Genomic DNA, 20,638 nt, shown 5'->3' with positions numbered 1-20,638 from the left:
CGGGCCTGTCTGATCAGCGCCCGCCCAATGCCCCAACCACTTGGTCAACGCTGGCTATGAGCCCCGCAATCGCATCTTCAGGGTCACTCTCCACCACCACCAGCTTGGCCCCGGCCGCCTTGATCACCTCGGCCACTGCCGATTCAGGCTGACGATGGTCCAGCACCAGCGCCACGTCCTGCGCCTTCAGGTTCTCCCCCAGCGCCTTGAGGGCTGCCGCATCCCACTCGGCCGGCAGTGGCTGCTCGACCGCATCCAGGTTCAACCCGTTGACCAGATATCCCAGCCTCTCCGACAGGCTCACCACCGTCAGGTTGTCGACTTTGGCCAGCCGCGTCTGGCTGTTGGCCGAAAGCTCCAGCAATTGGCGTTTGAGCCCTGCCAGATTGCCCTGGATCTTTGCCTTGTCGTCCGGCGCCAGGCGCTCCAGGTCATTGGCCACCACGTCGGCCATGCGTCCGAGGTTGGTCGGGTTGAGCCAAGGGTAAGCACCATAGGCATCGTCACCGTTCACCGCAATGCCCGGCAGTGCGCCATCCACCGGTCGCGCGGCATCGATCTCGACAATGCGGATATTGCTGCGTCGGGCCATCGGGTACAGCGGGTCATCACGCCAGATCGAACGCACCCCGATCACCGCATCTGCCTGCTGGGCGGCCTTGTGCAGGCCTGCGCCGCCACGCCCGCTGAAATACGACGGTTGGCGGCTGGCAGGCAGGTTGGCTGGTGCCGCCCGCTGGAGCTGCACCGCAGTGCCTTCGAGCAAGGCGCTGGCCAGGCTATGAGTGACCGGCAGGGTCGTCAGCACTTGCGTGGCGAAAGACAGGGACGGCAGGCCGGCCAGTGCCAGCGCCAGGGTCAGGTGTTTGAAGTTCATGCCGGGTTTCCTTGCAGGCGGGGAACGAGGACGCGGGCCAGGGCGGCCAGGGCAAAGCAGATGCCGGCGACCAGGATGATCGCGGCCCCTGACGGCACCGGCAGGTCGAAAACGATCGGCAGCAAAATACCGAGCAGGGTACTGATGGTGGCAATCAGCACCGACAGGAAGAAAAAGCCCTTGAGCGACTGGCTGACCAGGCGAGCGGCGGCGGCCGGGATGACCAGCAGCGCACCGACCAGGATGGCCCCGATCACCTTCACCGCAGCCACGGTCACCAACGTCACCAGCACCACGAACAGATAGTCCAGGGTCTTCACCGCCACTCCGCGTACAGCCGCCAGCTGCGGGTTGAAACTGGCCAGCATGATGCGGTTGTATAGCGGCAGCGCCAAGGCCAGCACCAGCACCGCGACGATGCCCAGTACCAGCAAGTCCTGGGCACTAACGGTCAGCACCGAACCGAACAGCACGTTCTCGAGGATGTGCACGTTGATCTTGCCTGCCAGCATCAGCAGCAGGCTGGCGCCCAGCGCCAGCGACACCGACAGGAACACGCCAATCAGTGTGTCCGGCGACAGCCCGGTACGGTTGCGCAGGAAGTTGAGTAGGATGCCGAACAGCAGGCAGTAGCCGAACAGGCTGCCGTAAGGGCCGGTATAGGGCTCACCCAGCAGGATACCGATGGCCACGCCGGTCAGCGCCGCATGGCCGACCGCTTCAGAGAAGAACGCAAAGCGCTTGACCACCACCAAGGTGCCCAGGCCACCCAGCACCGGGCCGATCATCAGGCCGGCCAGCAAGGCATTGACCACGAAACCGTAGGCCAGCGCCTCGGGCAGATAACCGGCAGTGGCCCAGTCCTGGACCGTTTGGCGAAAGATTTCAAAACTCATCAGGCAAGGCTCTCGCTACGCGGGTGAACGGAGAACAGGCCGAGCAGACGCTCCGGGGTCAGGGCCTGGGCAGGCGGCGCATCGAACAGCACCTGTCGGTTCAGGCCTGTTACCCGGTCCGCCAGGCGCAACACGGCTTCCAGGTCATGTTCGATCCACAGAACGGTAGTGCCGGCCTGGCGCCAGCCCTGCAATAACTGTTCGAACACCTGGATTCCGGCTTCATCGAGGGCCGACATCGGTTCGTCCAGCACCAGCAACTGCGGCTCGGGGATCAGGCCCTGGGCCAGCAGCACGCGCTGGCGCTCACCGCCGGACAGTGCACCCATGCGCCGCGTGCGCTTGTCGAGCATGCCAACCTGAACCAAGGCTGCATCAATGGCCGGCTTCACGCGCCGCGACAGGCCGAGGAAGGCCGGGCGGCGCTGGCACATGGCGGCCATGAAATCGTCCACGGTCATGGGCAGGCCGCGGTCGAACTCCAGTGCCTGCGGCACGTAGCCAATCACTTCGCGCTCACCAGGCCAATGCAAGGTCAGCTGGCCCTGGTGTGGCATCTGCCCGAGCAGGGTCTTGATCAACGAGCTCTTGCCGCCGCCGTTGGGGCCGACGATGGCGTGCACGCTGCCTGCTGCCACGCTGAAACTGACCTGTTCGAGGATGCGCGTGCGCCCCAAGGTCAGGTCGATGCCAGTGAACTCGATGCGCGGCCCGCAGGCTGTCGCCAGCTTGGCGGCAGCGGTCATGCGCGGTTCTCCTGAATGGCGCGGACCACCGTGTCGAGGTTGCGCTTCATTTCCACCTCGTACTTGTCCTTGGTGTACTCGCCGTAGGAGATATGCGTCAACGGATACAGGCGCACACCGGACTCACGCTGAATGGTTTCGACATAGGCCGACGGGAAGTCCATTTCCGAGAAGATCACCCGCACGTCCAGCGCCTTGAGCTGGTCGATGGTCTTTTTCAGCTGCGCCGGGCTGGGCTCGATGCCATGGGCCGGCTCGACGACAGCGGTCACCTCCAGGCCGAAGTCGCGCACCAGGTAGTCATAGGCGGCATGGATGGTAGCGACCCGGAACGTTGCGCCAGGGGCTTCGGTGACCTTGGCCAGGGCCTCGGCACGCAGGGCGCGCAGGCGCTTGGCGTAGGCACGGGCGTTCTGCGTGTACAGCTTGGCGTTGTCCGGGTCGAGCTTGCCCAGTTCACGGGCGATGTTGTTCACCTGGGCGATGGTGGTGCTGATCGACAGAAAGGTGTGCGGGTTGACCACCTTGCCGGCACCGCGCGCGGCAATGCCGGTGGCCGCTAGCAGCGGCACGTTCTGATTGGCTTCGATAGTGGCGATGTCGGGTTTTTCGCTGGTGGCGATCATGCGGTCTGCGAAATCGTCATGGCCAACACCGTTGAGCACCACCACGTCCAGTGTGCCGATGCGCTTGATGTCCTCGGCCCGCGGCTCGTAGGCGTGCGGGTTGAAGCCCGCCGGAATCAGGGGAACCACCTCGGCCTTGTCGCCGACAATATTGCTCACGTAGCTGTAATAGGGGTGCAGGGTGATGCCGATTCGCAGCGGCTTGCTGTTATCGGCCAGGGCCAGTGCCGGCAGGGCAAGGGTCAGGAGCAGGGCGAGGGCGGAGCGAAACATGGGCGGGTCCTTGGGTTCAGTGACGGTGTTCGCGGGTAACACCGGCGTCGTAGTGGCTGACCACCTGCTGCCAGCCAGCGGCGATCAGGGCGGCCTGGCCGAGGTCGTCCGGGATCACGGCGGCGCTGTCGCGGCGCAGCCAGACATCGGCTTGGCCTGTGCTGTCGGGTGGCAGGATCAGCAGCAGGCTGCCGGCAACTTCCGGGGCCTGGCTGCGGCCCAGGTAGGCGCCAGATTCCAGCCATGACCATTGGTGGCCGCCACGGCTCTGGCTGCCGGCATCGACCACGAACGGCGGTAGGCCTTCTTCGGCCAGGGCCTTTACGCTGGGCGTGACGGCGTTTTCTTCGCGCAGTAGCTGGATCTCGTCGAAGGCTACCCGCAGGTCGGTGTACAGGCCTTGTTCGGCGGCGGTGAGGTCGCGGCGGGCGTCGATCTGGTAGCTGGCGATGGCCTGTTCGTCCTCGCGCTCACCGCGCAGCAGCACCACGCTGGCGGCGAGTACCACGATCAGCAGGCTTGCCAGCAGCACGTACAGGGTTTCGTGCCCGGCACCGGCCGGGCGAATGACTTGGGCGCGGCTCATGGTTGGGCGATATCGGCGTAGTCCACTTCAACCACGTGCCCGGGGCCGGCATCGAACAGCACATAGAATTCGCCGTCCGGGCGCTTGAACGTCAGCGTCGAGTCGTCGCCAAGCTTGCCGCCGACCAGCACCTGTTCGTCATAACCGATCACGTCCAGGGTCACCCCGGGGGCACCGCTGCCGTCCGAGAAACCGCCGGTGCACTTGACCTGGCCGTTGGCCAGTTCCTCACATTCGCACATCGGGTTGTGCGCCAGCGCCGGGCTGGCAGCCAGTATCAGGAAGGGCAGCGTCAGGGTGCGTATCAGGTGTTTCATTTGTTGCCTCCTTGTTTCTCGAGCCATGCAACGGTGGCTGGCGATGCCTTGGCCAGGGGGATCGACGCCTGGTGCATGCTGCCGTCCCAGCCTTCCAGGGTGATCCAGATGTGCGCATCGGGTTTGGTGCGCGGCGGGATCGGCAACGAGGTGCCCATGTTGTACGGTGCACCGAAGAAAATGGTGCCGGCGGCGCGCAGGCTGCGTGGCTTGCCGATGCGCAGGTAGGTGGCCTTGACGTCCTTTATGCAGGCCTTGCACAACGCTGCATTGAACGATTTGAAGTAGCCGGCCGGGCCGTCGGCACGTGGCGCCTCGTCACGCAGTTCGGCAAGGTCGAGGCTGTAGGGGCCGACCTGGATGTCACTGATCACGTTGGCGCCAAGGCCCGCTTCGCCGCGGAACAGCCTGGCGTCGGCGAAGTACTTGGGCATGAAGCCCAGCGGGATCAGGATCAGCAGGATGTTCAGGTGAAAACGCCACTTCAGCCAAAGCTGCTTCAGCGGGCTGGCGGGCAGGGCCTGGCTCATGAGTGGATCTCCACGGTGGTTTCACTGTGTGCCGCACGTGGAGCGCGCTCGCTGCGCTTGAGGGCCGCGGCGGTGGCCTGGGCGGTGCGTTTGGTCCAGATCAGCAGGCCGCTGAGCACCATCAGGGTCAGGATCAGACCGAAGAAGAACCACACCAGCTTGATCGGCAAACCGCCAAAGTCGCCGGTGTGCAGCGGGCGCATGGACTCGGTGACGAACTCCAGCGCCGAACGGTCGCTGATCAGGAACTGGCTGTCGACATTGCGTGTGTACGGATTCACCGAAGCACTCTGGAACATCAACGGGTACCAGCCCGGGCCAGACAGCGTGACGTGGCTGTAGGCAGTGGCGGGGAGCGTGATGGAGGTCACTTCCAACCCCGGGATCGCCAGACCGGCAAGGCGCGCCGCTTCGTCCAGGTCGATGCGCGAGGCGGGGCTGCCATCTGGCGTTTGCGGCACCTCCTCACGGGCGATCACCGGCACGATGGGTCGGCTGGAAATGGTGATGTGGTTGTCAGACAGGATCGCCTGGATCAGGAACCAGGTGCCGGTGATGGAAATGACCGCAATGAACCAGATTGACCACACCCCGGACAGACGGTGCAGGTCACCCCAGAAAATTCGCGAACCATGGCCGGTACGCACGGGTTTGAAAAAGCCTTTCCAGAACTTCTTGTAAACCACCAGGCCGGTGACGAGCGAGGCCAGCATCGGCAGGCCGAGCAGCGATACCAGGTACCAGCCCCAGCTGAAACCGTTGGTGAACGGCACCAGCCACCAGCCGTGCAGGGCGCGGGTGAAGGCTTCGAAGTTGAAGTCTGGGGTCCTGCCCTGAATGGTTCCGGTGTAGGGGTTTACATACAGCGTCGGGCTGGTGCCGTCAGGCAGGGTGACATTGGCTTTTACCGCGAAGTGCGAACCATCCGGCTGGCTCAGGCGCTCCACCACCATGTCCGGCTCGGCCTTGTTCAAGGCCTCCAGTACCTGCTGAAAGCTCATGCGCTCGGTGTCCGCGTCTGGCTTGTTGGCGCGTGCGGCCGGATCGGCGAGCCAGACGATTTCCTGACTGACCACGGCGAGCATGCCGGTGAAACAGACGATCAGGACAAAGAACCAGATCGGCAAGGCGAGCCAGCTGTGAACCAGGAACCACAGCCTGGATTTGGATTTTTTCGGTGATTTGGCCATCAGACGGTCTTCTGCTATTGGTGGTCGAGCGTGTGCCAACCAAAGAGTGCTGTACTGATAAGGACGAATGAGAATTGAAAACCTGCAGGTTAAAATGAAACTAAATGTTTCAAAGCACAAAAACCGGACTGCGCACGAGGCATCAGTCCGGTCTTGATGGCGGGTTGCAGAGGGGTCAGGCGCGGGTCAGCGCCACTGCTGCTTGGGGTTTTTCGTGCAGCTGCTCCAGATCCTGGTACAGCGCTCGGCCAATTTCCGCAGCGCGGGTTGGCAGGACCGAAAGCAGGGTGTCACTCAGGCCGTGGCTGCTTTCGCAGAAGCCCTGCAGGTACACCGAGGCTTGCAGATCCGGGCTGGCCAGTACGCGGTAGTTGCGGTCGACGCTGAAGTCCTCCAGGTAATCGGCCAGCGGCGCCAGCAATTCACGGTGCGAACGGCGCTCGTAACCGGTGGCGAGGATAACGGCATCGTAGCGGTGGGTTTGCTGCTGGCCGGTGGCGAGGTCGCGCAGGGTCAGTTCCAGGCCTTCGCGGGTGGCCACCACCGCTTCCACCTGGCGCCGGCACAGCACATTGTGGCGGTGCTGATGGGCAACCTTCTGCCGGTAGAGGATGCCGTAGATACGCTCGATCAGGTTGAGGTCGACCACCGAGTAGTTGGTGTTGTGGTATTCGCCCAGCAGTTTGCTGCGCTGGTCGGCCGGTTCGTTGTAGACCAGGTCGGTATAGTCGGGCGAGAAGATCTCATTGACGAAGGGGCTGTCGTCGGCGGGCTTGAGGGCCGAGCCGCGCAGAATCATGTCGACCTTGACTGACGGATAGCTGTCGTTGAGGTCGATGAACGCCTCGGCGGCGCTCTGGCCTGAGCCGATCACGGCAATGCGCATGGGCTTGCCAGCCGTGCACGGCAGTTTGGTCAGGCTGCTCAGGTACTGAGAGTGGTGGAACACTCGCGGGTCGTCCTTGAAGGCGCCGAAGTTTTCCGGAATTTTCGGTGTGCCACCGCTGCCCACCACCACCGAGCGGGTGGGGCGGCTGTATTCGCGGCCTTGTCTGTCACGCGTGATCACGCACAGGTGTTGGACCCGGCCTGCATGCACGTGCGGTTCGATGCGCAACACTTCCTGCCCATACACCGCCTGGGAGGTGAAATGCTCGGCGGCCCAGCGCAGGTAGTCGTTGTACTCCAGGCGGCAGGGGTAGAAGGTGCCGAGGTTGATGAAGTCGGCCAGGCGCTGCTTCTGGTGCAGGTAGTTGACGAAGCTGTACGGGCTGGTCGGGGTGCGCAGCGACACCAGGTCCTTGAGGAACGAGATCTGCAACTCGCTCTGGGTAGCCAAGGTCTCACCGTGCCAGTGGTAGTCTTGCTGCTTGTCGATGAACAGTGCGTCGAGCGCATGGCCCCGGGATTCGGCGAGCTCTTCCAGGGCGATGGCCAAGGCCAGGTTGGAGGGGCCGAAGCCCACGCCGATCATGTCTTTGATGGTTTCCTGCTGTGAGGACTGGCTCATGGCTGCGATTCCCTGAATGGTCGAATATGGACGCCCGCCGGGGCTCCGGCTCCTGCGCAAGTACATGAGTTGGAACGAGCCAGCCGAGGGGGAATTTAAGCGGGCTAAAGAACAGCGTGAGGCGGCCGATGTGTTGGTTACGGCAAGGACCCATCTTTCAGGCAGGGAATCGACATGAGCGGCATCACGGCAAGCAACCTGATGATCAATGGTGTTTCAGCACAGACGCTGAGCGCGAATGCAGCAAACGAGCGTGAACAGGCGAAACAGGCCGGTGAGGCGGTGGGGCCGTTGAGCGTCAGCAGTGACAGCATGAAGGTGTCGGGGGGTAGCCAGGCGCAATCCACCGACGCTGAAGGCAGTGGCGAATCGGGGGCTGTGAGCGAGCTGCGTCAGTTGATCAAGGATCTGCAGAAGCAACTGGCAGAAGAGCAGAAACAGTTGGCGGCATTGCAGAACAGCAAGATGGACGAGGCTGCCAAGGCGGCAGCGATAGGTGCCAAGCAGGCGAGCATTGCCACCCTCAACGGGCAGATCATGGCGGCCACGGCGCAGTTGCTGGAGCTGTTGCAGCAAGAGGGCGGCAGCAGTGCGGGAGGTATGGTCAGCGCTACGGCCTGACTGGACATGCACAGGCCGCTGTAGGCGCGGGTTTACCCGCGAATGGGCCGGCTCTGCTGGCCAATTTCCACCCGCCGTTCACCGTTGCCGCCGCGACCGTATTCGCGGGTAAACCCGCTCCTACACCTGATTGGGGGTGGATACACATTGGTGATTGGGCGCAGGCCGTCGTAGGCGCGGGTTTCCTCGCGAACACGGACGAAGCCCGTGCTATCCGCCGCGTTGTCTGCTTCGCGGACAAGCCCGCACGTTCCAGGATATGGCGGTCATTCGGCCGCCAACCGTCCTTTGTTCTGCCGGTCGGCCTTGTATTGCATGGCCACCGCCGGTGCCGGCTTGGCGCTACCGGTTTCCAGCCATTGACGCATGCGGCTGGCATCGGCGAAGTGGGTGTATTTGCCAAAGGCATCGAGAATGACCATGGCCACCGGGCGGTTGTCCATGCGGGTCAGCAGTACCAGGCAGTGCCCGGCCTCGTTGGTGAAGCCGGTCTTGGTCAGCTTGATATCCCAGTTGCTTTTGTTCACCAGGTGGTCGGTGTTACGGAAGCCCAGGGTGTAGTTGGGCTTGCGGAAGGCGACGGTCTTTTCGCGCGTGGTCGACAGCTCGCTCAGCATGGGGTACTTGCGCGAGGCCATCAGCAGCTTGGCCAGGTCGCGGGCAGTGGATACGTTCTGCGTCGACAGGCCGGTCGGCTCAACATAGCGGGTATGGGCCATTCCCAGGCTGCGGGCTTTGGCATTCATTGCCTTGATGAACGCCGGATAGCCGCCGGGGTAGGCGTTGGCCAGGCTATTGGCCGCACGGTTTTCCGACGACATCAGGGTAATCAGCAGGGTTTCGCGGCGGTCCAGCTGGCTGCCCAGGCGCACGCGCGAGTACACACCTTTCATCTCCGGGTTGTTGGCAATGGTCATGGTGAGCATTTCATCCATGGGCAACTTGGCATCCAGCACCACCATCGCCGTCATCAGTTTGGTCACCGAAGCGATCGGCACCACGCGGTCGGCATGGCTTGAATACAGCTCTTGGTTGCTGTTCAGGTCGATCAGCAGAGCGCTGCCTGAAGCCAGATGCAGTTTGGAGGGGTCACGTTGAACCTGGGCCGGGGGTTGTGCAGCAGCAGTCGACGGAAGGGTCGCGGTACCTGTGAGCAACAGCAGCAGGCTGAGGATGGACAGGGATGTTTTCACGTTGAGGCTCACTAAAAGTTGGTATGTCGTTGGCTGTGCAAGGGTTTTCCCCCTAAAACCGATGCATTTTGGAGTATGGCTGAATTGCTGTCGAATGCCTTATGCCTAAAGGGCGCAAAGTGAACGATATTTAATCCTGTACCCATTACGTTCTTTTCCAGCTTCGCCAGTTCCGTCCAATCGTTGGCAGAATTCAACCACTTGGCGTAGGTCGAGAGAAGTACCTGCACCGAGCGCCTAAGGATGCTCCGATCAACTTGCCGCGCAGCGATGGCAGGCCGTAATTCACCAAGCAATCAGCGCTATTCCCTGAAAACGGCATGACGCAGTGTGCGGCAGAGCGTTTTCTGCCCGGTTCTTCGTGTTAAATGCGCAACTCACCCAAACCCATCAGTCGTTTTCGAGCCATCCACAGGTTCGACAGGGCGAACAGCGTGGTCAGTTGGGCCGTGTTTTTCATCAGCCCACGAAAGCGTACTTTCACATAACCAAACTGGCGCTTGATGACCCGAAACGGGTGCTCAACCTTGGCACGTGTCTGCGCTTTGCAGTACTCGATCTTGCGCTTGGCTTTGTACAGCAGGCTGCGTTTGTTCAGCTTGGAATACGTGCTGCGCCGAGCCGCGATTTGCCAGATCACGTCACGATTTTCGTGCTCTTCACGCTTCTCGACACCGGTGTAACCTGCGTCCGCATAGACTGCGTTTTCTTCCCCGTGGAGCAGTTCAGCGACTTGGGTGACATCGGCCACATTGGCAGCGGTGCCATGGACGTGATGAACCAGTCCCGACTCAACGTCAGCGCTGATGTGGGCCTTCATACCGAAGAAATACTGGTTACCCTTCTTGGTCTGATGCATCTCGGGATCGCGCTCGCCATCTTTGTTCTTGGTCGAGCTTGGGACATGAATAATGGTTGCGTCGACGATCGTGCCCTGACGCAACGACAGGCCTTTTTCCTGCAAATAACCGTTGATGACCGCGAGGATGGCAGGTGCCAATTGATGCTTCTCCAGCAAGTGCCGGAAGTTCATGATCGTGGTGTCTTCAGGGATCGGCGCGCTCAGTGTCAGATGCGCGAACTGACGCATGGGCGTGATTTCGTAGAGCGCTTCTTCCATGGCCGGATCGCTGAGGGAGAACCAGTTCTGCAGCAGGTGAATGCGCAGCATGGTTTCCAGGGGGTAAGGTTTTCGACCGCCACCGGCCTTGGGGTAGAACGGCTCGATCAGGCCGAGCAGACCTGCCCAGGGTACGACCTGATCCATCTCGGCAAGGAAGCGTTCGCGGCGGGTTTGCTTGCGCTTGCCGGCGTACTCGAAGTCGGAAAAGCTCATCTGGCTCATGGGAGGCTCGGATCAGGTGGTCAGGCGATTTTCGCATACCCGGGACTTGTTCGGAGATTCCCTAAGCTGCCCAGCAATGAACGCTGGATTCGTGGTGACGAGCCAGAAGGCTGGAAGATGAATGGCGACTCCGTCGAGACGCGGCGCTTCTGCTTCGAGCGGTATTGCGCGATCTCTCTGGCCCTTGCCAGTGCGCCAAGAGCCCGGCTGTTCAACATTACGGTGCGGGTGTATTTCGTCTTGGTCCGCTCGACTGCCTGCTTTTCAACCACGATCCGGCAGATGTGAGCCGTCTTTTTCTCGACGTCGACCTCATCCCGGCGCAGCGACATAATCTCGCCCGTGCGCATACCCAACCTGCGACACGCTGCGGATGACCCGATTTGCCTCAAAGGCGGTCGACCGTATCTTCAGGCCCGGTTTTCGGTACAGCAAGGCAGAGGTGCTGCTGATGGACTTGCGGCAACCCGGTGAGTTGGCAGAGGACTTGTTTGCGCTCAAGCAATGAGTGGCTGCATTCGATCTACATCTGCCTTTAAAAAAGGACAGCTAACGGCCAGAAGAGGACCGTCGAAGACATTACCTGATGGGCTGATTTGTGGAACGAGGCGGTCATCCATGTTCCGCTGCTAGCATTGATCTGAACTGAGAAATGAGCGCTGAATATAATCCGGCACCTTCGAACACTGCGCAGGTGAAGCTAACGGGTGCAGGGCCTGGAGCAGTTATGATGCGGTCTGCAACCACAGCTACTGCACTGCTTCGATAGCGCGTGCGCCCGTCATAACCTACGGCATTTTTTTGCAGAAAGTCAGCGCTGTTCGAGGTATGAGGAACCGTGTCGAGTAGCCCGGCTCTCGCAAGTGCCAGCGTTCCACCACAGATGCCAGCAATTGTCGCTCCACTTGAACGACTAGCATGAAGAAAGTCTCGAATATCCGGAGCTTCTGTACGCTCCCAGACCATTCCTCCAATCACGACAACAACGTCCGGTTTCCAGTCCAGGCATTGTTGCAAGCCACTATCGACAGTTACAGCCAATCCGCCCTGCGAGTGGAGCGGCCCTGTAGTAGGTGCGAAAAACCTGACGTCGATCCCGTAAAATGGAGACGCAGTTCCAGCAATGAATGCGTATTCCCAGTCAGCAAAACCCGGTGTCAGTATCAAACCCACGCGTGCCATCAGCCAGATTCCTCCATGAATGCCGATAGCGTACGGCGGCTTCAAACAGACATCAAGGTTCAGCTAGCGGTGCTCATAGAAGGGAGGATGATGTTCCCGGTCGCGATATTGGATTCAATATCGAAATTAAGAATACTGTGCTGCTGGCACCAGGGCCTTAGGGTAATTTGAAATTTGTCAAGTGTCGGCAAGCTTGATTGACTACGATTATGAGGGCGAAAGCGAAGCTGACGCATCTTAGATAACACGCAATTGACTCCAGACCGCCGGGGGCATTTAGTGAGCTCCTCAGACTTTGTCTTCAGTAAGTGACCGCGTTTGGCCGATAACTGTTCTCCACTAAGGACAACAATGGGTCGGTTAGCGCCTCTGGATTGGGTTGATCATCCTTGTCCTACCTCACATGGAGGACAAGCCATGAACGCCATTACGACCAGCAGCCATCAGCCTTTGAACAAAGGAAAATTGGTCGGGCAGAAAGCTCCGCTCCGACTGAAAGATATCTGGGCCATTCGGGTAAGGCTCCAAATCGCGGAGGAAACTCGTGATTTAGCCCTTTTCGATCTGGCCATCGATAGCAAGCTCAAGCTACGAGCCTGCGATCTGACCAAGCTTCGCGTACGCGACGTTGCTCATGGGGAGCACGTGTCATCGCGGGCGATAGTGATGCAGCAGAAAACCCAACGTCCCGTACAGTTTGAAATTACAGAGCAAACGCGACTGGCCCTACAGGCCTGGATACATCAAGCCCAACTCCACAGCGAGGATTGTCTTTTCCCAAGCCGGCTACACGCCTCAGTGCATCTCTCCACCCGGCAGTACGCCCGAATGGTCAAAGCGTGGATAAAGTCTATTGGGCTAGATCCTGCTATGTACGGCACCCACACGATGAGACGTACAAAGGCATCGCTGATCTATCGCAGGACAAAGAACTTGAGAGCAGTTCAGCTCCTGCTCGGCCATACAAAGCTTGAAAGCACGGTGCGATACCTGGGCATTGAAGTCGATGACGCATTGGAGATGGCAGAGCAGACGGAGGTCTGACAGCGTCCAGCGACGGTCGAGGTATGACCGTCGCGATTCGACCTAAAACGGGCATTGATCAAGGCACTTTAGCCTGTTCCGGCCTCATCGTCCGATAGCCGGCTACGAACAGAGTTACGCCTGCTTCCTGGACTATGCCAGCCCGGTGGGGGCTGCGCTTGCAGATCATGAGGCGTGAAACGGCCACCTTCTCGGATAGCTGTCCGCTTCACGCTCTGATGAGGCTAGCCACTATTTACGATGTCGCCTCAGATCCAGACGTCAGTCAGTACAGTTCGCTCCCCGCCTTCATGACCGGTACTCAGTCCGCCTGAGCCAAGCATTCACTGTCCAGCGAGTAGAGGCCGACCCTGCATACCGGCCCTTGCATCAACACGTGATAGTCGTCGTCCAGTTCGATCATGATGACGCCGCCGGCCATGTTGACCGCTACCCGAGGACCTACCAGTCCAAGTCGACGCGAGACTGCCGCAGCAGCGCAACTGCTGGTGCCGGAGGAAAGGGTGTAGCCGACCCCCCGTTCCCAGATCTGCACCTCGAGCGTCTGACGATCGATTACCCGCACGAACTGAACATTTGTGCGGTCGGGGAAGATCGACAATCGCTCGATGAGCGGTCCCAACTGTCGTGCCAGCGTTTCAGTCGGTTGATCCACGAACACCACGCAATGGGGGTTGCCCATCGAAACCGGATGCAACTGCAAAGGTGTGCCGTCCACGTCAACGGTGAACGCCGCAGTATTGGCAAAAGCAGCCTGGCCCATGGCGATCGAAATCCGCTGCCCGTTGTCGAGTACCTGGCAGGTGACGATCCCCCCTTTGGTCGATATTTCAAAGGGTGAACCGGCCACGATATTCTGATCCCACAAGTAGCGGCAGAGAATACGCAGGCCATTACCACTTTTCTCTGCCTGGGAACCGTCTGTGTTGTAGATCCGTACCGACAACCGTTCACCTTCTTTGATCACCGGCACCAGTATGCCGTCGCTGCCCAACCCGCGGTGTCGGTCGCAAATACGTGAAATCATCGGTTTGGAGCAATCAAACGGTACGCAGTCCCGGTATACAAGGTAGTCATTTCCAGCCGCATGGTATTTATAAAACTGCATTAGCTAAGGCACCAGAATGATCAGAGAAGTGAGGGTGAGACATTGACGACCAATGCGCGTACTGAAGCATTAAAGATCTCCCCGCGCAAAGTTGCCCGGGGTCAGTCGAGGGCGCATGGCACAAAGGCTGCTACCCGCCAGCACGCAGGCGATCAGTGAGAAGCACAAACCCTGGGGGCCCGCGAGCGATAGTATGAATCCACACCACGCCGGGCTGACTGCCGCCCCCAAGCTCGCCAGATTGTGTGCGGCGAAATAACTGCCTTTGAGGGGCGGCGGGCTGATCGAGTCAATGTAGAGATACTCCGCTGGCTGAATCAGCAGCTCGCCAAGGGTGAAAACTAGCATGGACAGACACCAGGCAGTAAGTTGCTCGGAAACCGAAAAACCGAGCAATCCGATAGAAAACAACAGGGCGCCCATCATGACCCGACTGTTCAAAGTTTCGAGCGTGATGTAACGGCTGACGAGGCGTTGCAATGCAATGACCGTGATGGCGTTGGTCAGCAACAACCAGGACAGCATCTCCATACCTTGGTTGGCAGGGTACTGATACAGCAACCACAGGGACAGGAAGAACGTGAAGCGACCGTGAACGACGGTGTTAAAGAATGACCCCAAGGTATAGAGAACCAGATTTCGATCGTTGCCCAAGACTTTCAGGGCGTCCGCCAATGAGGGCGCCCCTGTCTTCAGCGAGGTGCGAGGTTGGCCCTGACTTGCGCCCAGGCACATCATCACCACCATCGCTGCCCCGCAGGCACCCGCTGCCACCAAAAGCGCCAGGGTAAGTGAGACTTCCGCCAACCGGACCCCGAGCACAGGGCCGATCGCGAATGCCACGTTGGTCAGGATGTAGCGGTAGGAGAACGCCGAGACGCGTTGCTTCACGCTCACGAAATCGGCCAGCAGCGCTTTAAGACCAATGCCGAAGAGTGCGGCGGCGAACTCCATGAACACCAGTAGCAGGCTGACGAGCAGAATGATCTGGGCAAAGGGCAGCAGGCCTACAGCCAGCGTCATGAGCAACAATGTGATAGTGGCAAGGTGCAATCGCGCGAAACGGTCGAATAGCAGCCCTGCCGGCAATGACATCAGCGTTGCCAGCAGCATTGAAATGCCCAGCAGCGCCCCTGTCTGCCAGCTGTTCAGGCCAAAGCGGGTGGTCAGCAGAAGAACCATCAGCGGGCTGGCTATTCCCTTGCTTGCATCGTGCAGCAGGGAACCCAGCAGGAGCGAGTGCAAGGGCGAGTGTGGCCGTGACCACGAAAGAATGGACATGGGCTGCATCAAGCTCCTGTGGACGTTGGCCTCGCCTGCCGGCGATCGGCGCACAGTGGCTGGAGCGAGGCCAGTGTGAGTGCGTGAAGATTGGCAAAGTTGGCCGGGTCGAAGACGATGCCGAACTCATTCTGAAGATGTGTAATCAATACAATTATCCCCATCGAGTTGATTCCCTGCGCGAGAAGCGTGGCTTCTGGGTCCAAAGGGGCGGGCAGATCAGGAAACAACCTGCTCAACAGCTCGGTAAGTTCGGCACGGCTAATCAGGCTGGTGCTCACGGCAGGCTCCTCTGATTCATCAATGTTGCCGCCAAGGCCCGGCGGTCAACCTTACCGCTCTGATTCAACGGAAACGCTTCGACCTGAGAGAAACGCGAGGGAGTTGTCGCCTGACCGATCCGTCTGGCACATGACGTTGTAATTGCCTGGATGTCCAAGGGCATATGAGCGATCAGGAACGCGTGCAGCTCATCACTCACCTTACCCTTGCGCTTGACCACGATGGCATCGCGCACCCCTGGGCAGTTGCGCAAGGCGAGTTCGATTTCTTCGAGCTCGATGCGAACGCCATTGATCTTCACCTGGTTATCTCTGCGTCCGAGGAACACGATATCGCCGGTCGGCAGGGCACGCGCCACGTCACCGCTGAGATAGAATCTCACCTCGCCGGCACCCTCGACCTGCAACCTGCGAAAGCGCTGCTCGGTCAGCGGCGCATTGTTCAGATAACCATCGCCCACACATATACCGCCGATGATCAGCTCGCCTGCTTCCCCCGTCGGGACGGGTTGCAGGTCTTCGTCGACGATGCACACATGTGTTCCTGCAATGGGTTTGCCTATGGGGATGACATCGCTGGCGTAACCGCGTGGCGGATTGAAGACCAAGGTGCCAATGGTGGCCTCGGTCGGTCCATAACCGTTGTAGATACGGCAGTTCGGCAAGCGCTGATGAAGCGCACTGATCAACTCAACTCCCCAAGGTTCTCCGCAGCAAACGATATGCCTGAGGTGCTGGCAGGCATTGATTGCCGGGCTGGCGAGAAGATGCTGCAGGTGGCTGGGTACCATGATGAGCATGGTGACACCGTGCTCAGCGATGCAGGCCGACAGGTAATTGGGAAAGTTGACTCGGTTGTGGTCAGGCACGAACACGGCGCCGGCGGAAAAAAAAGGCAGCACGGCCTCCTGGATCGAGGGGTCGAACGAGGCCTGGGTTTTCAGGGCCGTGACATCTTCGCTGCCGAGCGCGTAATAGTCTTGCGCCCACTGCAATCGGTTGAAAAAGCCTTTGCGGGTAATGCTCACGCCCTTGGGCACGCCGGTCGAGCCTGAGGTGAAGATCAGGTAGGCAGTCGCTTCGGGTGAAGGCTCCGGGAACAGGTCGAAGGCAGCACCGACGGGCTTGCCCGAAAACAGAGACGAGAGCGTACAGGTTGGTATTGCGTCATCAGGCTTTTGCTCGTCCGTGATCATGAGGGCCGGCCGGGCCTGTTCGCAGATCGCCCGCTTGCGCTCAGGCGGCAGAGCTGCGGCGATTGGCAAGTAGACCAGGCCAGCGAGCAGTAACCCCAGGACAACGACGGGATAGCGCAGTTGCACTGTCGCATTCACCGCAACCACATCCCCGCTGCGCACGCCGAGTTCATGCAGCCGAGCGTGCAGTGTGAGCAGTTCGATCCTTAGTTCGCTGTAGGTCAAGCGCTGGTCCTCGTCGAATGCCGCTGCATTCGATGGGTAGCGGTGGATGATACGCTCGATGTATTCGACCAGCGAGAAGTGCACGGGGTAGGCAGGCCCTCCCGTGATCGTCAGTAATGCCTGGTTCATGCTGCGCTCCTTGCTGTGTGGCGTACGAGACTGATTCCCTGATGAAGATCCGCATAGCCGATCAGAAGGTAGTGCTCGTCGGCCGCTATTTGCCGCTGCGAAAGCTCGGCGAGCGCCATCAGGTAATCGCTGGCGAAGCAGTGAGCCATTTGCGTCGCAGCGCCCGCGAACCGTTGCGGGGCTGAAAGGCCGAGGCGGTTCATCAGCATGTTGACAACCGGCAGGTAGAAGTTGGGCAGTACGACTTTGGCGATGTCTGATCGCTGCAGCCCGTAGCGGCCGAGCAAGCGCGTGACCTGAGTGTCCAGGGACGCGAGATCGCCGCGGAAGAATGCGCCTGGGTCGGATGCTCTGCCGAAGCTGCAGGCGGTATCGACCAGGGTTAGCGATGAGCTTTCGCCGCTGCTCAGGATCATCCCGCCTGCCGCATCGCTGAACATGCAGTTGCGATCGAAACGATGCGCCTCACTGACGGACGTGTCGGCGGTGACCAGCAGTACGTTTTTGCACTTGCCTGAGCCTATCAAGGCATCGGCCAGGTGCAGTCCGTTGAACAGGCTGTTGCAGCCACTGAGCGTCAGCCCCGTGACCGGCACGGACCCGAGGCCGCAGTTATGCATCAGGGTGTCGAGGCGGTCGTTGCCTTGCAGGAAACCCATGGAGAATCGACTGCTGCAAACCATCAGGTGATCAATACATTGTGCTGACCCCGAGTTGGCCAATATCCGCCTGATCAAGTGCTCGGCCAGCTGGAAGGCATCACCCTGCGTCCGGCCGAGTCGGTGCCAACCCATCAGCTGCGGTGCATCAGGAAGGCCATATTCGCGTCGCTTGCGCTCGAAGTCCTCCACCTCGAAATAGGGAAACTGCTGCTCGCCGAGTACACTGTCGACATTGCGAAGAGAGACAGTCATGCCGATACCCTCTCGGCAAGGCTGAACTGTACATTGGACAGTTGCTGACGCAAACGGTTGAACACGGTTTCGGCTTCGCCGCAGAACGCCACGGAAAAGCGTACCTGATGACGCCCGGCCACCTGATAGGGAATCGTCAGGATACCCAGCTCAGTGGCCAGGTATTGCGAAAAGTCCCTGGCAGTGGCGAATGTCCTGCCGTTGCTCACAGCCGCAGGACATCGCACGTAAACAAAGAATGTGCCGTCAGCGTTTAACACCTCCAGGCCATGTGCCTGGAGAATATCGACCATTACCGCACGTCGCTGAGCTATGCACTGGCAAAGGCGTTCGGCGAAGCCCCGGTCGTCGAGAATGCAGGTCACGGCATCGAGTAAAATACGCGGCTGCCCACTTTCATGCAGCAGGCTGAGCTTGCCAAGCGCTTCGATGATTGCGGGTGCGGCAAGGATAAAGCCAAGGCGCCAGCCGGGAATCTGCAATGACTTGGAAAACGAGTGCACTTCAATGCAATGGCTCGAGGCGCCCTCGGAGTAGAGGAACCGTCCACGGGGGCGCTCGGCCGGTAGCAGATCAGAATAGGCGGCATCGTTGATCAGCAGAATGTCGTGGTCCCTGCAGATTGCCAGCAGCCGATCGCATTCCTGTTGAGAAGCCACTTTGCCCGTCGGGTTGTTGGGGTAGTTGACGATCAGCAACTTGGCACGGGCGAGGACCTCGGGTGATAACTGATGCAGATCCGGAAGGAAATCGTTTTCCTCCAGCAATGGCAGATGTACCACGGTCGCACCCATGCGCCGGGCAATGGTAGAAAAGATCGGGTAGGCCGGCGTCGTGGCGAGAATGACATCCCCTGTATCTATCAGGGCCAGGCATAACAGGTTGAGCGCCGACTTGGCGCCGCTGGTGGGTAGAACAGCCAGTGCAGGCGGCGCGTCCATGCCTTGGGTGGCATGGCGCAGGCAGGCGGCCTCGTACGCCGAATGATGATAGACATAGCCATGCAGCTCACGCCGCGTGGCCAGTGAGCTCAGCGCCTGGGACAGTTCGTCGGCCGGGGGGATGAAGGCATCTGCCACGCCGAAGTCCAGCAGTGGTTGTCCCGCTGTGGAGGACTTCAGCGTGCGGACCCACTTGAAAAAGTCATCGCTGTCCGGGGCCAGACTGGTCTCGCGAAAGAAAGTGTTGAAGACAGTCGCTTGCATGGTCGCGCTCGCTCGAAGGGTCAATAGTGCTCATCGTTGAAGTTGGTCAGGTGTGCAGTGCCTGAGAACCCCCCGTGATGGCTGTAACCGCGCACATGGCGCAGGCTGCGATGCTGCATGTCGTAGACGTAGATGAGTTCATTGGATACCAGCAACACGTAGCGGCCGTTATCGGAAGTCTCTATCCAGAGAGGCATGTGACCCAACAGGGTGCAGAAGTGCAGCCCCTGAGTCGCGATGGACTCATGTGCGAAGAGTTGCTCGTCCCTGATGCACTGCAGCGAAGACTCCCTGACGATGTGGAACCGGTTGGGGTAGGCGCTGAGCACGATGTAGTGTTCGCCCTGATAACTGAACAACTTATGGGATGTCAGGCGATACAACGCCTCAGGTTGATAGTGGTCTCCCAGGCTGAGCACGCCCTCCCGAACAGTGCCTGCTTGCAACGTCGCCTCACCGTGCAATATCAATTTGCCGTGGGCTTTGGATAGGTTGTGACAGGACAGGTAGAACCGCGCAGGGTCGCTGCGTGAGAACTCGATATGCCCGGGAGTGCCCGCAGGAACGATCTGTGCGCAGGACTGCCCGGTCGACTTGTCCACTAGGTAGATTCGGTTAGCCTGCAGGCCTCCCGCCTGATAGGCCTGCCACTGCGCTGGGTTGGCAAAAGGGTCCCCTTCTGGAGAAGGCGGACGGACATTGGCGGCCAGGCAGAATTCAGTCAGTACCAGATAACGTGGGTCCGGGCTCTGCTTGACTTCGTGCAGTGCTTCAAGGGTACGCAGCGAAGCCAGCTTGCGTGGGCTTTTCCAGCCTGTATCCAGCGCGTACAGCTCGCTATCCAACTCCTGCGGCCCCTTGCCATAGGCCCGCAAGCGCTGCTGCATATCCGTCATCGTGTACAGGTATTCGCCTGTGTCGCGATCAAGTGAGTTTTGTGCGGACATCATGCGCGGTATGAAATCATTGTGTTCCGATACATGGCCGACGTGGTGCTGGGAAAAATCGATTTCTCGCGCATAGCTACAGTTGTGCATGCCAACTACAACGCGGCCGTCACTCAGTTCGAGTGCTTCATGCGGTTGTACGAAACAATAGGCGACAGCCTTGCTGGAGCCACAGGCGTAAGGGTACTGGTCCGGGGCGAGGTGCTTTTCTATGTATCCGGACAATGCCGAAACATAGCTATCGACCTGTACGGCGCAGCTCTTGATCAACTTTTGGGCAAAGTCGATGAGGTAGTAGCACTCTCGATTTTCCCAGAGGCCACCGATGAAGATGCGGCCGGTCAAGTCCTCCGGCAGATGCCAGTGGGAGGGAAAGGGTTTTTCGTCGAATTGAGCGCTGTCAGTGATCGGCATGA

At 59.9% G+C, this 20,638-nt stretch carries 22 protein-coding genes and 1 pseudogene; 3 read left to right on the top strand and 20 right to left on the bottom strand.

Annotated features, from left to right (window positions below; translation table 11 throughout):
* Positions 1-13: 13 nt before the first annotated feature.
* From ACF8FB_RS25800 to ACF8FB_RS25760, 9 genes are all read right to left on the bottom strand, one after another.
* Entirely contained in the window at positions 14-877 is an 864-nt protein-coding gene (locus ACF8FB_RS25800; RefSeq protein ID WP_010954634.1) for a metal ABC transporter solute-binding protein, Zn/Mn family, read from the bottom strand.
* Positions 874-1,773, bottom strand: a complete 900-nt coding sequence (locus tag ACF8FB_RS25795; RefSeq protein ID WP_392512383.1) for a metal ABC transporter permease — start codon at positions 1,771-1,773, stop codon at positions 874-876. The genes ACF8FB_RS25800 and ACF8FB_RS25795 overlap by 4 nt, the downstream gene beginning before the upstream one ends.
* Positions 1,773-2,519, bottom strand: a complete 747-nt coding sequence (locus ACF8FB_RS25790; protein WP_392509222.1) for a metal ABC transporter ATP-binding protein — start codon at positions 2,517-2,519, stop codon at positions 1,773-1,775. Before ACF8FB_RS25790 ends, ACF8FB_RS25795 begins: the two co-directional genes overlap by 1 nt.
* Positions 2,516-3,418: a metal ABC transporter substrate-binding protein gene (locus ACF8FB_RS25785; RefSeq protein WP_019436719.1), complete on the bottom strand. Its 903-nt coding sequence runs from the start codon at positions 3,416-3,418 to the stop codon at positions 2,516-2,518. Before ACF8FB_RS25785 ends, ACF8FB_RS25790 begins: the two co-directional genes overlap by 4 nt.
* A gap of 16 nt (positions 3,419-3,434) precedes the next feature.
* The gene (locus tag ACF8FB_RS25780; protein ID WP_010954630.1) at positions 3,435-4,004 is read right to left on the bottom strand and encodes a DUF6162 family protein; all 570 of its coding nucleotides are present in this window, start codon (positions 4,002-4,004) and stop codon (positions 3,435-3,437) included.
* Positions 4,001-4,321 (bottom strand): hypothetical protein, encoded by a 321-nt coding sequence (locus tag ACF8FB_RS25775; RefSeq protein WP_010954629.1) that lies wholly within the window; start codon positions 4,319-4,321, stop codon positions 4,001-4,003. The genes ACF8FB_RS25780 and ACF8FB_RS25775 overlap by 4 nt, the downstream gene beginning before the upstream one ends.
* The gene (locus ACF8FB_RS25770; RefSeq protein ID WP_392512381.1) at positions 4,318-4,851 is read right to left on the bottom strand and encodes a thiamine pyrophosphate-binding protein; all 534 of its coding nucleotides are present in this window, start codon (positions 4,849-4,851) and stop codon (positions 4,318-4,320) included. Before ACF8FB_RS25770 ends, ACF8FB_RS25775 begins: the two co-directional genes overlap by 4 nt.
* Positions 4,848-6,041, bottom strand: a complete 1,194-nt coding sequence (locus tag ACF8FB_RS25765; RefSeq protein WP_010954627.1) for a PepSY domain-containing protein — start codon at positions 6,039-6,041, stop codon at positions 4,848-4,850. The genes ACF8FB_RS25770 and ACF8FB_RS25765 overlap by 4 nt, the downstream gene beginning before the upstream one ends.
* 175 nt (positions 6,042-6,216) lie before the next feature.
* Positions 6,217-7,551: a lysine N(6)-hydroxylase/L-ornithine N(5)-oxygenase family protein gene (locus ACF8FB_RS25760; protein ID WP_010954626.1), complete on the bottom strand. Its 1,335-nt coding sequence runs from the start codon at positions 7,549-7,551 to the stop codon at positions 6,217-6,219.
* Positions 7,552-7,725: 174 nt separating this feature from the next.
* Between ACF8FB_RS25760 and ACF8FB_RS25755 the strand changes: the two genes are divergently transcribed.
* Positions 7,726-8,172 (top strand): hypothetical protein, encoded by a 447-nt coding sequence (locus ACF8FB_RS25755; RefSeq protein ID WP_392512378.1) that lies wholly within the window; start codon positions 7,726-7,728, stop codon positions 8,170-8,172.
* Between the two features lie 266 nt (positions 8,173-8,438).
* Here the strand turns inward: ACF8FB_RS25755 and pbpG are convergent, their stop codons facing one another.
* The 3 genes from pbpG to ACF8FB_RS25740 all read right to left on the bottom strand — a co-directional run bounded on the left by pbpG (position 8,439) and on the right by ACF8FB_RS25740 (position 11,060).
* A complete protein-coding gene (pbpG, locus tag ACF8FB_RS25750; protein WP_010954624.1) occupies positions 8,439-9,365 on the bottom strand; it encodes a D-alanyl-D-alanine endopeptidase in 927 nt (308 codons plus the stop codon).
* Positions 9,366-9,729: 364 nt separating this feature from the next.
* The gene (locus ACF8FB_RS25745; RefSeq protein ID WP_010954623.1) at positions 9,730-10,710 is read right to left on the bottom strand and encodes an IS5 family transposase; all 981 of its coding nucleotides are present in this window, start codon (positions 10,708-10,710) and stop codon (positions 9,730-9,732) included.
* A 20-nt stretch (positions 10,711-10,730) separates the two neighbouring features.
* The gene (locus ACF8FB_RS25740) at positions 10,731-11,060 is read right to left on the bottom strand and encodes a tyrosine-type recombinase/integrase (protein WP_232014127.1); all 330 of its coding nucleotides are present in this window, start codon (positions 11,058-11,060) and stop codon (positions 10,731-10,733) included.
* On the opposite strand from ACF8FB_RS25740, the pseudogene ACF8FB_RS25735 reads away from it, so the two are divergent.
* A pseudogene (locus ACF8FB_RS25735) lies at positions 11,060-11,215 on the top strand (DNA polymerase V subunit UmuC); the annotation flags it as partial. The gene ACF8FB_RS25740 and the pseudogene ACF8FB_RS25735 overlap by 1 nt on opposite strands.
* Before the next feature lie 107 nt (positions 11,216-11,322).
* On the opposite strand, the gene ACF8FB_RS25730 reads toward ACF8FB_RS25735, so the two are convergent.
* Positions 11,323-11,892 carry a DJ-1/PfpI family protein gene (locus ACF8FB_RS25730; protein ID WP_061405672.1) on the bottom strand — a complete coding sequence of 190 codons (570 nt, stop codon included), beginning with the start codon at positions 11,890-11,892 and terminating at the stop codon, positions 11,323-11,325.
* A gap of 417 nt (positions 11,893-12,309) precedes the next feature.
* Here ACF8FB_RS25730 and ACF8FB_RS25725 point away from each other — a divergent pair, with 417 nt between their 5' ends.
* Positions 12,310-12,936: a tyrosine-type recombinase/integrase gene (locus ACF8FB_RS25725; protein ID WP_010954621.1), complete on the top strand. Its 627-nt coding sequence runs from the start codon at positions 12,310-12,312 to the stop codon at positions 12,934-12,936.
* A gap of 301 nt (positions 12,937-13,237) precedes the next feature.
* Here ACF8FB_RS25725 and dapF read toward each other — a convergent pair whose 3' ends face one another.
* From dapF to ACF8FB_RS25690, 7 genes are all read right to left on the bottom strand, one after another.
* Entirely contained in the window at positions 13,238-14,044 is an 807-nt protein-coding gene (gene dapF, locus ACF8FB_RS25720) for a diaminopimelate epimerase (RefSeq protein ID WP_010954620.1), read from the bottom strand.
* A gap of 69 nt (positions 14,045-14,113) precedes the next feature.
* Positions 14,114-15,325 carry an MFS transporter gene (locus ACF8FB_RS25715; RefSeq protein ID WP_158286185.1) on the bottom strand — a complete coding sequence of 404 codons (1,212 nt, stop codon included), beginning with the start codon at positions 15,323-15,325 and terminating at the stop codon, positions 14,114-14,116.
* A gap of 8 nt (positions 15,326-15,333) precedes the next feature.
* Positions 15,334-15,606: an acyl carrier protein gene (locus ACF8FB_RS25710; protein WP_350298045.1), complete on the bottom strand. Its 273-nt coding sequence runs from the start codon at positions 15,604-15,606 to the stop codon at positions 15,334-15,336.
* Positions 15,603-17,156, bottom strand: a complete 1,554-nt coding sequence (locus ACF8FB_RS25705; RefSeq protein WP_010954618.1) for an amino acid adenylation domain-containing protein — start codon at positions 17,154-17,156, stop codon at positions 15,603-15,605. Before ACF8FB_RS25705 ends, ACF8FB_RS25710 begins: the two co-directional genes overlap by 4 nt.
* Positions 17,153-18,070, bottom strand: coding sequence for a hypothetical protein (locus tag ACF8FB_RS25700; RefSeq protein ID WP_010954617.1), 918 nt, complete (start codon positions 18,068-18,070; stop codon positions 17,153-17,155). The genes ACF8FB_RS25705 and ACF8FB_RS25700 overlap by 4 nt, the downstream gene beginning before the upstream one ends.
* Entirely contained in the window at positions 18,067-19,275 is a 1,209-nt protein-coding gene (locus ACF8FB_RS25695; RefSeq protein WP_010954616.1) for an aminotransferase class I/II-fold pyridoxal phosphate-dependent enzyme, read from the bottom strand. The genes ACF8FB_RS25700 and ACF8FB_RS25695 overlap by 4 nt, the downstream gene beginning before the upstream one ends.
* 20 nt (positions 19,276-19,295) lie before the next feature.
* Positions 19,296-20,636: a hypothetical protein gene (locus ACF8FB_RS25690; protein WP_010954615.1), complete on the bottom strand. Its 1,341-nt coding sequence runs from the start codon at positions 20,634-20,636 to the stop codon at positions 19,296-19,298.
* Positions 20,637-20,638: the final 2 nt, after the last annotated feature.

It is taken from the genome of Pseudomonas sp. yb_2, from assembly GCF_043103905.1.
Classification (GTDB): Bacteria; Pseudomonadota; Gammaproteobacteria; order Pseudomonadales; family Pseudomonadaceae; genus Aquipseudomonas; species Aquipseudomonas alloputida.
The sequence above is the reverse complement of the archived record's forward strand: the minus strand, read 5'-3'. Positions and strand labels throughout refer to the sequence as shown.